13 protein-coding genes are annotated in these 14,271 nt (G+C 59.3%); all 13 read right to left on the bottom strand.

What is annotated here, in order from left to right; translation table 11 throughout:
* Window positions 1-98: 98 nt before the first annotated feature.
* Complete coding sequence (locus tag CLG94_RS05150; protein ID WP_107561783.1) at window positions 99-755, bottom strand: deoxynucleoside kinase; 657 nt, start codon at window positions 753-755, stop codon at window positions 99-101.
* Entirely contained in the window at window positions 756-1,286 is a 531-nt protein-coding gene (gene folK / locus CLG94_RS05145) for a 2-amino-4-hydroxy-6-hydroxymethyldihydropteridine diphosphokinase (protein WP_107561782.1), read from the bottom strand.
* A 14-nt stretch (window positions 1,287-1,300) separates the two neighbouring features.
* Window positions 1,301-2,482: an LL-diaminopimelate aminotransferase gene (locus tag CLG94_RS05140; protein WP_107561781.1), complete on the bottom strand. Its 1,182-nt coding sequence runs from the start codon at window positions 2,480-2,482 to the stop codon at window positions 1,301-1,303.
* Between the two features lie 43 nt (window positions 2,483-2,525).
* A complete protein-coding gene (locus CLG94_RS05135; RefSeq protein WP_107561780.1) occupies window positions 2,526-3,287 on the bottom strand; it encodes a fumarylacetoacetate hydrolase family protein in 762 nt (253 codons plus the stop codon).
* 84 nt (window positions 3,288-3,371) lie between these two features.
* Window positions 3,372-4,184 (bottom strand): 4-hydroxy-tetrahydrodipicolinate reductase, encoded by an 813-nt coding sequence (dapB, locus tag CLG94_RS05130; protein WP_107561779.1) that lies wholly within the window; start codon window positions 4,182-4,184, stop codon window positions 3,372-3,374.
* Between the two features lie 52 nt (window positions 4,185-4,236).
* Window positions 4,237-5,112: a 4-hydroxy-tetrahydrodipicolinate synthase gene (dapA, locus tag CLG94_RS05125; RefSeq protein WP_161954037.1), complete on the bottom strand. Its 876-nt coding sequence runs from the start codon at window positions 5,110-5,112 to the stop codon at window positions 4,237-4,239.
* 93 nt (window positions 5,113-5,205) lie between these two features.
* Window positions 5,206-6,030: a diaminopimelate epimerase gene (gene dapF, locus CLG94_RS05120; protein ID WP_107561777.1), complete on the bottom strand. Its 825-nt coding sequence runs from the start codon at window positions 6,028-6,030 to the stop codon at window positions 5,206-5,208.
* Between the two features lie 211 nt (window positions 6,031-6,241).
* Window positions 6,242-7,498 carry a diaminopimelate decarboxylase gene (gene lysA / locus CLG94_RS05115; protein ID WP_107561776.1) on the bottom strand — a complete coding sequence of 419 codons (1,257 nt, stop codon included), beginning with the start codon at window positions 7,496-7,498 and terminating at the stop codon, window positions 6,242-6,244.
* A 320-nt stretch (window positions 7,499-7,818) separates the two neighbouring features.
* Window positions 7,819-8,022, bottom strand: a complete 204-nt coding sequence (locus tag CLG94_RS05110) for a cold-shock protein (RefSeq protein ID WP_107561775.1) — start codon at window positions 8,020-8,022, stop codon at window positions 7,819-7,821.
* A 249-nt stretch (window positions 8,023-8,271) separates the two neighbouring features.
* The gene (uvrB, locus tag CLG94_RS05105; protein ID WP_107561774.1) at window positions 8,272-10,272 is read right to left on the bottom strand and encodes an excinuclease ABC subunit UvrB; all 2,001 of its coding nucleotides are present in this window, start codon (window positions 10,270-10,272) and stop codon (window positions 8,272-8,274) included.
* Between the two features lie 11 nt (window positions 10,273-10,283).
* Window positions 10,284-10,829: an HNH endonuclease gene (locus CLG94_RS05100; protein ID WP_107561773.1), complete on the bottom strand. Its 546-nt coding sequence runs from the start codon at window positions 10,827-10,829 to the stop codon at window positions 10,284-10,286.
* A gap of 121 nt (window positions 10,830-10,950) precedes the next feature.
* Entirely contained in the window at window positions 10,951-11,895 is a 945-nt protein-coding gene (locus CLG94_RS05095; protein ID WP_161954029.1) for a Ppx/GppA phosphatase family protein, read from the bottom strand.
* A 168-nt stretch (window positions 11,896-12,063) separates the two neighbouring features.
* Window positions 12,064-13,863 (bottom strand): Rqc2 family fibronectin-binding protein, encoded by a 1,800-nt coding sequence (locus CLG94_RS05090; RefSeq protein ID WP_107561771.1) that lies wholly within the window; start codon window positions 13,861-13,863, stop codon window positions 12,064-12,066.
* Window positions 13,864-14,271: the final 408 nt, after the last annotated feature.

Raw genomic sequence — 14,271 nt, 5'->3', positions numbered from 1 at the left:
AAAAGGTCTTGGATGGCTCGATTCGTGCCTTGCGAGATAATTTAGAACCTTCAACCTTCAGCCTTCAGTCTAAATATCTGAGTAGTTGCAATCGGTCCCTACTTACGGGATCCAAGCGACACATAGTAGTGGGTGCCAGCCCGCACCGCTTCGACCTGTTTGACCAGGTCTTCAAAATCCTCTTTGTGTTTGACGAAGTCAATCTCATCGGTATTAACAACCAGCAGCGGCGTCGCTGAGTAGTGGAAGAAAAAATGGTTGTAGGCTGCGTTTACGTCCTCCAGGTAGGCCTGTCCCAGTTCCCGCTCGGAAGCCCTCGCCCGTGACTGAATTCTCCGGACCAGGACATCAGTGCTGGCCTGCAGATACAGGACGAGGTCAGGCTTGACGACGCGCGTCTCAAGAAGCGGCTGCAATCGCTCGTAGAGGGCTAACTCGTTGTCGTCAAGCGTCAGATACGCGAAGATCTTATCCTTGGCAAATAGATAGTCACTCACCAGGGACTGCTTGAAGAGGTCGAACTGGACAAGTTCCTGCTGTTGGCGGAACCTGTTCAGCAGGAAATAGAGTTGGGCCTGAAAGGCGTACCGACGCATGTCGGTATAGAATTGAGCGATAAATGGGTTCTCGTCAGGATCTTCCAGTGACTTTCTGGCCTGCAGCCGCTCCGCCAGCAATTCGGCCAGGCTCGTCTTACCGACGCCGATAGGGCCTTCGACCACGATGTAACGAGGCTTGGACGCGCGATCTGCCACCTAGCTATTCTCCCCAGGCCCTGTATGCCTTGCCGCCGGCGCCAACAGCCTGACGAGCGACGTATCGTTGAGACGTTCGAGCAACTGCCGCATTGTGACGCCAAAGACCGGGTGGCGAAAATCTGGATCAAGTTCGCAGAGTGGAGCCAGAACAAAACGCCGTTGATGCAGCCGCGGATGGGGAAGTGTAAGATCGGGCTGTTCTACGATCTGTGAACCCACAAGCAACAGGTCGAGGTCGATGCTCCGATCGCTACCTCGCGCTCGCTCCGTCGCGCGACCCATGCTCCGTTCGATCCGCCGCAACTCGAGCAGCAACGCTTCCGGTTTTAGCTGCGTCTGTACCGAAATCACTCCGTTAACAAACCAGTCACCAGAGGCTGGAGGCATCGGCGCGGTCTCATAGAACGATGAGACCCGTATCACCGTGACCCCTGCAATCTCCGACGTGGCCCTGATCGCCTCCTGGCAGCACCTAATCCGGTCGCCCAGATTGGATCCGATCCCGATATATGCACGCTCACCCGTCACGGCCGCAAGACCTCCTACTGAGGCGTAAGATTAGAGGCGGCAATCCGCTCTACTGCCTCCTTGATCCTGGAGACATCTACCGTAAGGGCCGCTCGAATGTACCCTTCGCCGTGCTGGCCAAACCCGGTTCCCGGGGTCATGACGATGCCGACATCGGAAAGCAGCGCGGAGGCGAAGGAGGCGGATGTCTGCCCCTTCGGGACACTAATCCAGACGTAGAAGGTCGCCTTGGGTTTCTCCACCGCGAAACCGAGCGCCGACAGGCCATCTACGAGCGTGTCGCGCCGCTCTCTGTAGACGGCCCTCATCGCCTCAATGCACTCCTGCGGGCCACTGAGCGCCGTGATAGCGGCCTCCTGTACCGCCTGGAAAACCCCGGAGTCCAGATTCGTCTTGATTCGGCCGAGACCGGAAAGTACCTTACGGCACCCTACAGCAAATCCGATCCGCCACCCGGTCATGTTGTACGTCTTGGAAAGGGAGTGGTACTCGATGGCAACGTCCTTCGCCCCCTCCACCGCCAAGATGCTCTCCGGGAGGTACCCGTCGTATGCCATCTCGGAATAGGCCGCGTCATGGCAAAGAATCAACTGATGCTTGCGCGCAAAGGCGACCGCCTCCACAAAAAAGGCCCTGGGCGCCACCGCGGCCGTCGGGTTATTGGGGTAGTTCAGGAAGAGGATCCGAGCTTTCTTCAGAACCTCTGATGGGATCGCCTCAAGGTCCGGAAGGAACGCCCGTTCCCGCGTGAGCGGCATGAAGTAAGGAATGCCGTCCGCCAGGACGGTTCCTGCCTGATAGACCGGATAGCCGGGATCAGGAACCAGGACGATGTCACCAGAATCGACAAACGCCAGGGGGAGGTGGCCAATCCCCTCTTTCGAGCCGATGAGGCTAAGGACCTCCGTCTCCGGATCAAGCGCCACGCCGAACCGCTTGTCGTACCAGTCGGCCACCGCCTGCCGAAAGCTCAGCATGCCCTCGTATGAAGGGTACTGGTGGTGTCGTGGGTCGGCCGAAGCCTCCTGCATCCTCTTCACGATATGCGGCGGTGTTGGCAGGTCAGGGTCGCCGATCCCCAGATTAATGATATCCATCCCACGCCGGATCGCTTCCTGCTTCATGCGATCGATCTCAGCGAAGAGATAGGGAGGCAGCTTTGATAGCCGCTGAGCCACGCTAAAAGGATCCCCCATGCCTCTCTCTCCTCCTCTTGAATCAGTTTTTAGTTTTTAGTTTTTAGTGTTCAGCGACGACCGAGTTGCTCAGTCGGCCGATCCCTTCCACCTCGATCTCGATCGTATCGCCGGGCCGCATCGGACCGATTCCCGAAGGAGTGCCGGTGGTAATGACATCGCCCGGATAGAGGGTCATAACCGTAGAGATAAAATGAATCAGGTGCGGCACATCAAAGATCAGGTTGTTGATATTCGCATTCTGTCGGATCACACCGTTCAGGATCGCCCGAATTGGGGCATCAGAGAGGTCCAGGTCCGTCTCGACCCAGGGGCCGAACGGGGCAAAGGTATCGAACGATTTTGCCCGGGTCCATTGTCCGTCCTTGCGCTGTAGGTCTCTGGCTGTCACATCGTTAGAGCAGACATACCCCAAGATGTAGCGATGAGCCTTCTCGACCGGTACGTTCCTCGCGGTCCGCTTGATGACGATCCCCAGCTCCGCCTCATAATCCAGCCGGCGGCACAATTTCGGATAGATAATCCGGCCACGATGGGGGAGCGCAGCGCTCGGCGGCTTTAAGAAGATAACCGGTTCGTCCGGGGTTTGAAGCTTCATCTCCTCGGCATGATCACGATAGTTCAGCCCTACCCCGACGATCTTGGAGGGTTCGGTCGGCGCAAGGAACCTGATCCGCTTCAGCGAATGCGTCCGGTCCGTCACGGTAAACTTGCCGAAGATGTCGCCTTCGATCTCCCGGACGACGGTGCCCTCTACCACACCGTACCTTGGTTGCCTACCGGAGACGAATCGCACAATCCGCATAGTATAAGCCTTCAGCTTTCGGCAATCAGCTTTCAGCTAAGTGCCATTGATCTGACCGCTGATTGCTCATAGCTGTACGCTTTCCTACAATCCCTCTTTTAATCCAAGTACATCATGCATGTCGTACAGGCCGGGTGGTCGGCCAATGATCCAACGGGCCGCGCACAATGCACCACGAGCAAAATTATCCCGGGTGTGGGCCCGATGCGTTATCTCAATCCGCTCCCCCATGCCCCCGAAGATCACCGTATGGTCACCTATCACGTCACCGGCCCGCAGCGCGTGGATTGCGATCTCCTCTTTTCCGCGCTCTCCAACCAGTCCCTTGCGGCCATAGATCCCCGTCTTATCCAGTTCTCGGCCCAGCGCCTCCGCAATCACCTGCGCCATTTTCAACGCGGTCCCGCTGGGGGCGTCCTTCTTGAACCGGTGGTGGGTCTCAATGATCTCGACGTCATACGCATCTCCGAGGGTACGGGCTACCTGAGCGAGAACCTTCAGCAGGACGTTGACCCCAATGCTCATATTGGGCGAGAGAACGCACGGAGCAGCCGAACTGAGCTCCTGAATACTGTTCAGATCGACGGCGCCAAATCCCGTGGTCCCAACCACAGCAGGCACCTTCGCCTGGGCAGAGATGGCCAGATGGGTCATGGTAGCCTGCGGGGAGGTAAAGTCGATCACCACCTGTCCTTCACCCATCACGGTACCTAGATCACCGACAAGGGGTATGCCGATCTTACCGATACCTGCCACCTCACCTGCGTCCTGCCCGATGCGCGGATTGCCAGGTCGTTCTACTGCCCCGGCCAGCGTGAAGTCGTCCGCTTCGTGGATCATGGCAATGATTCGCCCGCCCATCCGCCCAGCCGCACCACAGACAATGGCTCGTATCATCGAGAGATACCGAACAGGGCTGAAAGCTGAAGGCTGAAGGCTGAAGGAATACTCATGAGATCAGACCGTAGGCCCGCATCGCGGCTTTGAGCTTGGTGAGGTTCATCTCGCTTATCGGCCAGAGCGGTAGGCGAAGCTCTCCGCTGACCATCCCCATAAGGGCCATGGCAGTCTTGACCGGGATCGGATTGGTCTCGCAAAACATCGCCTGACAGAGCGGGAAGAGCTTGAGGTGGATTTCCCTGGCGCGCTTCCAGTCACCGTTCAAGAAGGTGCGGACGAGGTCAGACACGTCACGTGGCACGATATTCGCAACCACCGAGACTACGCCTCGTCCCCCCACAGCTAAGAGCGGCAACGTCAGGGTATCATCCCCGGACAGGAAAGAGAGCTTATCCCCGCACAGGACGATGTCATGGGTCATCTGTTCCAGATTGCCGGTCGCCTCCTTCATGCCAACGATGTATGGATGATCTGCCAGCGCCGCCAGCGTCTCCGGCAGCATATTGACCCCCGTCCGCCCCGGGATATTGTAGAGAATCAACGGCAAATCCGCTGCATCGGCAACGGCGCGGCAGTGCGCGATGAGACCCGCCTGGGTCGGCTTGTTGTAGTACGGGAGAACGAGGAGGGCGCCATCGGCCCCGGCCTGCTTGGCATAGCGGGTCAGATCGATCGCCTCGGTCGTACTATTCGAGCCGGTTCCGGCGACGACCGCGATGCGCCCATTCGCCGCCTCAACCGTCAACTCGATTATCCGCCTGTGTTCGTCATGGGTGAGAGTGGGGGACTCGCCTGTTGTTCCGCAAGGAACCAGGACATCGGTGCCGTTCTTAATCTGAAACTCCACCAATTCACGGAGGGTCGGCTCGTCAACCCGTCCGTCTTTGAATGGGGTCACCAATGCTACCATCGAGCCCTGAAACATTCTCTTCATGCAATCTCCTGCCGCTAAGTGTCGAGTTTAGAGTTTCGGGTTTCGGGTTTAAAGTTCTCGAAACCCGGAACTCCAAACCCGGAACTACGCTGACAGCGCCTCCGCCATCAGTTCGCCCTGATAGATCAGCCGGACATCCCCCTCGAAAAAGACCTCGTGAAATTCCGTCCCATTCCTAGTAAACGACACAGTAAGCGTCTCGCCACTCCTCACCCTGACCTCCACCGGAGAAGAAACCATCCCCAATGTGGCCGCAACCAGCGCGGCGGCGACGGTCCCCGTGCCACAGGCCAGCGTCTCATCCTCGACGCCGCGTTCATAGGTCCGAATGACCAGCGTCCGCGTGTCAAGGACAGTGACAAAATCGACATTGGTTCCCGCCGGCTGAAAGGCCGGATGGAACCTGATCTCGCGGCCCAGGGCTCTGACCGGGATCGCCTCCAGGTCCGAGCACAAGAGGACGGCATGAGGAACCCCTGTATTGATGCTGTGGACATGGTGCGCAACGCCATCCACCTCGATCGATTGATCAAGGCGGATCTGCTGCGGCCGACCCATCTGGAGCTTGACCCTGGAACCAACCACCTGGGCATGGATGATCCCGGCCAACGTTTCAAAGGTCATGTGGGGTCCAGCGATCCCCAGCATCTCAGCGAACCTGGCGACGCAGCGAGCGCCATTGCCGCACATCTCCGCCTCGCTGCCGTCGGCGTTCAGGATCCGCATTCGGAAATCCGCCTTCGACGACGATTCGACCAGGATCATACCATCCGCTCCAACCGATATCCGCCTTCGGCAGATCCGCTCGGCCAGCGTCCCGGGCTCGACAGCGAGCCGGTCATCGCGGTTGTCGACCACAATGAAATCGTTCCCGCTTCCGCTCATCTTCACAAAGATCAGCTTATCCATATCGCTTCATCGCACCCCGCGCTTCAAATCCCCCCATCCCCCTTGTAGGGGCAGGCCTTGTGCCTGCCCAGATCGGGCGACCACTAGGGTCGCCCCTACGTTAAGAAGACAAGAAGGGTAGAGGGGCGTGCTCCGCACCCCGCACTTCAAAACCCCCCACCCCCCCTTTGCAAGGGGGGGCAAGGGGGGATTTCACGCTTCGCACGTTCTTCTATAGCTCCTCAGGGAGTCGCTCGTTACGGATCAGATCCTCGTAGCTTTCCCGTTCGCGGATCGTGAAGTAGCGATCGCCCTTCACCATAATCTCCGGGGGCCGGGGCCGGCTATTGTAGTTGGATGACATCGTATAGCCGTAGGCGCCAGCGCTCATCACAACCAACAGCTCCCCTGGCTTCGGGGCCGGCATCGATCGGTCCTTGGCCAGAAAATCTCCAGACTCGCATACGGGACCCACCACATCGACCACCACCGTCTCCCTCCCTGTCTCCTGCCGCGCGGGCAGGATGGAATGGAATGAGCCGTAGAGACTGGGACGGATCAGATCGTTCATCCCGGCATCAACCACGATAAAGTGCTTGGCGGGAGTGCGCTTGTCGTAGAGCACCTTCGTCACCAGGACCCCCGCATTCCCAACAATCACCCGTCCGGGCTCCAGCACGATGGTGCAGCCCAGGTCCTTGATGACCGCAATCATAGCTTCCGCAAAGACCCGTGGCACAGGTGGATTTTCATCCTTATAGGTGATCCCGAGCCCGCCGCCGACATCCAGATACGTGATCGCGAAACCATGATCCCGGAGCTCGGCGATCAGTCCCGCAACCTTGACCAGGCTGTCCACAAAGGGCGCGATCTCGGTGATCTGGGAACCGATATGCTGATGGACCCCAACGACCTCGATATGCTGCAGTTCCTTGGCGACCCGATACTCCTCCATGGCCAAGGAGATGTCGATGCCGAATTTGCTCTTCTTCAGCCCGGTGGCGATATACGGATGAGTGTTCGGATCGACGTCCGGGTTGATCCGTAGCGCCACCCTCGCCTTCGTCCCCATAGCCCCAGCTACGTCATTCAGCAGGCGAAGCTCTTGGGGAGACTCCACATTAAACATCAGGATATCGGACTTCAGGGCGAACCCCATCTCCTCGCGGGTCTTGCCCACTCCCGCAAAGACGATCCGGCTCGGCGGGATGCCGGCCCGCAAGGCACGATAGAGCTCCCCACCCGACACGACATCGGCTCCGCTCCCAAGATCGGCGAAGAGCTTCAAGGTCGCGACGTTGGAGTTCGCCTTCATCGCGAAGCAGACCAGGTGGGGAATGTCGGCGAACGCCTGGTCAAAGACCTGGAAGTGGTGCGTGAGCGTCGCGTGGCTATACAAATAGAACGGGGTGCCGACCTCCTCAGCTATCCGCTCGATCGGCACCTCTTCGCACATGAGGTGATCGCCACGATACTGGAAATGATGCATGCCGCACTCTCCTCGTAAGCCGTTAGGTATCGAATACTGGCACAGGGAGCGTGAGGAGTCAAAAGGAAAGTGGGGGTCAGAGGTCAGGTGGATAGACTGAAGGTCGAAGGCTGTATGATCGCTGCTTTACCCCTAACAACCTTCAGCCTAAACGCCTAAGTAGTACGGAAACACGTATAGTGTGCTGGGAGCGATCTCCTCCCGGCGCGATTTGAGCGAATAATCGTCCACGTAGGTCTGGATGTTTCGCGGGGCCGACCTGCTCGACTCGTTTGATCCGTCGGGTTACGCTGCGCTAACCCGACCTACGCGACTGATGATTACCCCTGTACGACCCGGACCCGGACCGCCTTCGCGCGGCCACTATCATCCTGGCCCAGGTCAAACTCGACCGTGTCGCCTTCCTTCAGCGTGGTACCCCCCTCCACGTCACTCGCGTGGACGAACGCATCCTGTCCCCCATCGTCCCGCACGACGAACCCGAACCGCTTCGTTACGTTGAACCACTTCACCTTACCTTGCATACTCTTAACCTCCTCTTGTCGTTAAGAACCCGCAGCCTTTCAATGCCCTGTCCACTATAGACAGGATTCCTTTTCCCGAACCTCACATTTCCGGACCCATTACCCCCCACCTTAATCCTCCCCCTCAAGGGGGGAGGAGTTTGCGTGAGGCGTCCCTTCCCCGCAAGGGGGGAGGAATCTACGCAAGCTGTCCCTTCCCCCCAGGAGGGGGAAGGTGAGGATGGGGGGGGATTTTGTGGACGCACTACCTTAGCCCTCGACAATGCCGAGGTGGTGCTTCTCCATCTCCCGGATTTGATCCCGGAACTTCGCCGCCCGCTCGAACTCGAGCCGCTTCGCCGCCGCCCGCATCTCTTTCTCCAACTGCTCGATCTGAGCTGACAGCTCTTCTTTCGTAAGGCGGCCAGCCTTCTCGACGTCGGACGTGGCTGGGACGGTATAGTAGTCCTTCTCGGTGACGCTTGAGAGGACATCAGAGATTGACTTCTTGATGCTTTCCGGAGTGATTCCATGCTCGAGGTTATAGGCCATCTGGACCTCACGTCTCCGTTCGGTCTCCTCAATGGCACGCTTCATCGAGTCTGTGATGGTGTCGGCATACAGCACCACCCGTCCCTCAACATTCCTTGCGGCCCGGCCGATGGTCTGGATGAGGGATCCAGTAGAGCGAAGGAACCCCTCCTTGTCGGCATCCAAGATGGCCACCAGCGCCACCTCAGGGAGATCCAGTCCTTCCCGCAAGAGGTTGATCCCAACCAGCACGTCACACTTCCCAAGCCGGAGCTCGCGGATAATCTCATTCCGCTCCAGGGTATCGATGTCAGAGTGCAGGTAGCGGATCTTGATCCCGACCTCGGCAAGGTAGTCTGTGAGGTCCTCGGCCATTCGCTTGGTAAGCGTCGTGATCAAGACCCGATGGCCCCTGGCAGTGACCGCCCGGACTTCGCCAATCAGGTCATCGATCTGCCCGCGGATCGGCCTGATCTGGATCTCGGGGTCGATCAGCCCGGTGGGGCGGATAATCTGTTCCACGATCTCCCCCTTGACCTTCGCAAGCTCATAGGGCCCTGGTGTCGCCGACACATAGATGACCTGGTGCACAGCCCGCTCAAACTCCTCAAAGGTGAACGGGCGATTGTCCATGGCGGACGGGAGGCGGAACCCGTAATCAACCAGCGTCCCCTTGCGGGAGCGGTCGCCGTGATACATACCGCGGAATTGGGGGATCGACTGGTGGGATTCATCGATGATCACCAGGGCATCCTTAGGCAGGTAGTCCATCAGTGTAGGGGGCGGCTCGCCCGGGGTCCGGCCCGAAAGATGGCGCGAATAGTTCTCGATGCCCTTACAGACCCCGATCTCCCGCATCATCTCCAGGTCGAAAAAGGTCCGCTGCTTCAGCCGCTGCGCCTCAAGGAGTTTCCCGGCCTTCTCAAAGGCCGCGACCTGCTCATTCAGCTCCTCGAGAATCGCCGCAAGAGCCTCCGTTCGACGGTCGTGTGGAGTCACGTAATGTGTGGCCGGATAGATCGGAACCCGATGGAGTCCCTGGAGCCGCGCGCCTGTGAGCGAGTCGACCTCCCACAGCCCTTCCACCTCGTCGCCGAACAGCTCCACCCGAACCACCGTATCGGCGTAGGCGGGGAAGATCTCCACCACGTCCCCCCGCACCCGGAAGCTGCCGCGATGCAAATCGTAGTCGTTCCGCTGATACTGGATCTCCACCAGCTTCCGGAGCATCTGTTCTCGATTACACAAGCCGCCCCGCTCCAGGAAGATCATCATCCCATGGTAGGCTTCCGGGGAACCCAAGCCATAGATGCATGAGACGGAGGCCACGATGACCACGTCGCGCCGCTCCAGCAGCGAACGCGTGGCTGAATGGCGAAGCTTATCGATGTGATCGTTGATCATGGAATCCTTCTCGATGAAGGTGTCGGTGACAGGCAGGTACGCCTCTGGCTGATAGTAGTCGTAGTAGCTGACGAAGTATTCAACGGCGTTGTGCGGGAAAAACGCCTTGAACTCTTCATAGAGCTGTCCCGCCAGGGTCTTGTTATGGGCAATAATCAGCGTTGGGCGTTCGATCGCAGCGATGACGTTCGCCATGGTAAAGGTCTTGCCCGAACCCGTCACCCCCAGGAGCACCTGGTGAGGCCTGTCCTGCAAACACCCTTCAACCAGCTTCCTGATCGCCTGGGGTTGATCGCCCTTTGGCTGATAGTCGCAGACGAGCTTGAAACTAGGCATAGTCAGGGCGGTCAAGAACGGGCACCCTGGAGGTCCCCGCCACCGTCGCGGGGGAGATACGTGCTCCAGGAGATGATCCGGTGTGGAGAATGGGCCATGATCCCCAGGTAAAAGATGGAGGCCGGTTTGGAGGGCTTGCGGAGCAGGTTCATCCTGACCTCGTGAAGGGGCGTGTTCCCTTTCTTCACGTTGCAGGCGCGGCACGCGCTCACCACATTCTCCCAGATGGTTCGTCCCCCCAGCGATCTGGGAATCACATGGTCGATGGTCATCCGTTCACCGCTGTTACGACCGCAGTACTGGCAGGTATAGGCGTCCCGCCTCAGAATATTTTTCTTGCTGAAAGCGATTGAGGGGATGATCGGAAGCTTCACATAGCGATGGAGGCGGATTACGGAAGGGATGACAAAGGCGACCGAGGGGGAGTGAACAATGCTTGGACTATCCTCGATCCGTTCGGCCTTTCCGGTATACAGGAGAACAATTGCTCTTCGCGTAGTGCAGACGTGGAGGGGTGCAAACGAGTTATTCAATACCAATACTTTGTCAGCATCCATCGAGTGATTCAGTAGGCTCAGCGCTTGCGAATCCCCCTATAGTCGTATGATCCTTAGCACACAACAAAGACGTTGTCAACGCAAAGAAAAGGCCCGCCACAAAACCCCCCAACTCCTTTTTCTAAAGGGGGGGAGATTTTTTGTGGTGCCTGAGGAGGTCGAGGAGGATTCCTTCGCGCAGACCACTGTCGCTCACCATGAACTCATCGTAGCCAAGCATGCACATGACCGTTACGGCAAGGGTAGCTCCCGCAACAATCAGGTCGGCGCGCCCTGGTTCCAAGAGCGGTATCTTACTCCGTTCGGCCAGCGGTTTCGTCGCCAACTCGTGAAGCAGTTGCCTGGTCCGAGTCATCGACAGCCGGTGGCCGTCTACTCGATCGGGGGTATAGACGGTGAGCCCCAGATCAATCGCAGCGAGGGTTGTCGGGGTCCCAGCGGCGCCGATGAGCGCCGTCCCCTGGAGGTCAGGTAATTCGTCTCGAAGCCGGCCAACCCGGTCCGCGACAACCCGTTCCATGGCCTGCAACTCGCCGGGGGTAGGAGGATCGCTTGTGAGATGTGCCTCCGTCAGCTTGACCACGCCCAGGCCAGTACTCACGATCGCCTCAATCGTCTCCCCCTTGGCCAGGATGAACTCGGTGCTCCCCCCGCCGATGTCCATGACCAGGACCCGGCTCGACCCGAGGCGAAGCCCGTGCCGAACGCCGAGCAGGGTCAGCCGCGCCTCCTCGCTGCCGTCGATCACCTGGATGCTGAGCCCGCTCTCCAGAAGCACCGCAGCGACAAACTCCTCGCGGTTGCCCGCCTCCCGCACTGCGCTGGTGGCGACCGCCGCCACGTGCGTGGCCTTGAGGCGGCGAGCCACCTCAGCGAACCTCTTAAGGATCGTCAGGCTTCGCCGGATTGGCGCATCCTGGAGCAGCCGGCTTGGTATCAATCCTTCGCCGAGGCGAGGAATCGTCTGTTCCTCATGAAGGACGGTGAAGTGATCAGGACTCACCGCGTCGGCCACAAGCAGACGGAGGGTGTTGGTCCCGACATCGATAGCCGCATAGACCGCCAATGAACCCCCAGTAGAATGAACTACCCCGCAGCAAGTTGCTGGGTATCGTCTTCTGTTCTGGCCCGTCATTCCGTGCTTGACACGGAATCCAGTCTGGCCCTCTGGATACCGGCTTCCACCGGTATGACTAACTCGCGGCACGCCGCGGGGAATGGACCCCCTGTGGACTCAACCCTCTGTGCGGAGAGCGTCTTCCGCGGCATGCAGTCGGCGGACCAGGTCGGCCTCGGGCCGAACAGTGATCGTCTTCTCCCGCGATAGCAGCGCCGCCCCTGGCGCAGCAGCCTTCGGCTTCCTCAGGAATTTCCGCAGGGCATAGTCCACCGGCACCTTGACCTGCCCGCGCGCCCGGCTGTAGTAGGCCGCGAGTTGCGCCGCCTCGCACAAGGTTCGCGGTGGGGTCTGCTTTCCTTTCGCCAGGCGAACGAGGACATGCGAGCCGGGGATGCCTTGGGCGTGAAGCCACAGATCGTGAGGTCGGGCAAGCCTCCAGGTCAGGTGATCATTACCCGCCCCACTTTTACCAACCAGGATCGCCAGGCCATCCGAGGAGCGGAAGGTGCGCGGTTCGGGGCCTTCCGATTCCCGAACACGCGACGCTGCAGGCCCTTGAATGGGGCGGCGCCTCGCCACACGAGCTAAGGCGGCGTCAATCCGCTGCAACTCGCCCACATCCTTCGCCGTCTCCGCTTCCTGCACCAGCGACCGGAGCGTGGCCAGCCGCCTGGTGGCCTCTTCAAGACGCTTTTCGACGATTCCCCCTCCGCGTTTAGCCTTGCGGTGCAGCGCGAAGTATCGCTTGGCGTTCTCCTCGATGGAGCATGCGGGGTCCAGCTCGATTCGCAGCAATTGCGTTCCTGGATCAGCGTAGTCGACAAGTTCGACTGTCTGTTCTCCGCGCCGAATCCCGGCCCGATTGGCAAGCAGAAGCTGACCCTTCCGCGCATGGAGCTCGCCCTCACGATAGAGAGTTGCCTCCTGTCCGAGACTGGCCGAAAGCCGCTCCGCCGCACTGATCTCACTCTGCAGGCGGCGTAGCAACCCAGCCAGAATGGTCTGCGGCCGCTCAACCTGATCGCGGCTTCCATGGTAGGCAGCAAGCGCCTCAGCCATGGTGGAATAAGGAACCTGATGGTTATCCGCAACTGTGATCAGCGGAAAGGCCGCGATCCCGGCCGACTCCCCATTGCTCCCTATGATAAGCCTGGGCTTGAAGGACGCGGTAGCCACACGACCCATGAGATCGCGAAACGGCTTCCACAGGGCGCGCGCTTGCTCGTCGAGGGGGGCGAGTGTCGAGAGGCCGGAACGGGCTACCAGTTCCGTCGCCATCAATGAGCTGAACCCTGTAAAGCAGGTCGCGAGTGCGCGCGCCGGTTCGACCCCTTCAGCGAGGCGCGGGCGGACCAGTTCTTGAAATTCGTCTTCTTTGACACACCTGGGATCGACGCGACTGCAATCAAAGGGGGACTGATACGGCTCACCCGGTTCCGGCGTCTTACCCCTCGTTCTTCCGGAGGTCGAGCGAAGGCGGTCGATGACCGTTCCAGTGACTCGATCGACGAGGATAAAGTTGCTCGCAGGCCCAAGCATCTCCACATACAGGGTCATGGCCGCCTCGCCTGTGGTGAGCCTCGTCGAACCAGGCAGCGGGCCGCCGCTCATCTCTATCGCCGTGATCCGGTCCAACCCCACCTGTTCAACCGCCTCAATCAGCGCCTCCTTCGTCTTCGAGGCGACGAAATCCCCAAACCTCGACGAGGATACAGAAGGCTTACGTGGCGGCGAGAGCAACTCGACCCTGGGCGCGCCAGGCTCGACAGAAAGCAAGAGCCCCTCTTGCCCACGTCCCCTATGAAAGACCAGAAGCAGACTCCACCGATCGAGTTGCTGAAGGCGACTGATCCTGGCACCAGGGAGAATGGCTTGCAGTTCCTGAATGATCGCGGCTAGACAAAAAGCATCCATGACACGCAACTATACCCAAGGTACCTACTCGTGTAAAGCTCGGCCCGGGTCTAAGTGGACTGGCTCGTGGACGCTCGCTGCTATCGAAAGTTCGGATTCAATCGCCCTAGCCCCCCCCGCAGCACCACTTCGCCTTCAGCCCACTCACCACCTCCCGGGCAGTGTACTGAACGTGGGGAGCCGGTAGATTGCGGGCCTGACGGCTTTACAGTGTTGGGAGATAGTCGTGGAGCTGCAGAATTCGAAGACCGGGTACGGGCGGAAGATCCCTGTCGTTCGTGAGATACACCACACAATTCGAAACCAGTGCGGCTGCGAGTTGGAGGGCTCCAGTGTAGCCATGCCCCCTCCCATATCAAGCAGAAATACGCTCTCAGCCATCAGCGGTCAGTTTTCAGCAGTAAACGA

It is taken from the genome of Candidatus Methylomirabilis limnetica (assembly GCF_003044035.1).
In the GTDB taxonomy this organism is placed as follows: domain Bacteria; phylum Methylomirabilota; class Methylomirabilia; order Methylomirabilales; family Methylomirabilaceae; genus Methylomirabilis; species Methylomirabilis limnetica.
Note: the sequence above shows the minus strand (reverse complement) of the source record. Positions and strands in the feature narration are given on the sequence as shown.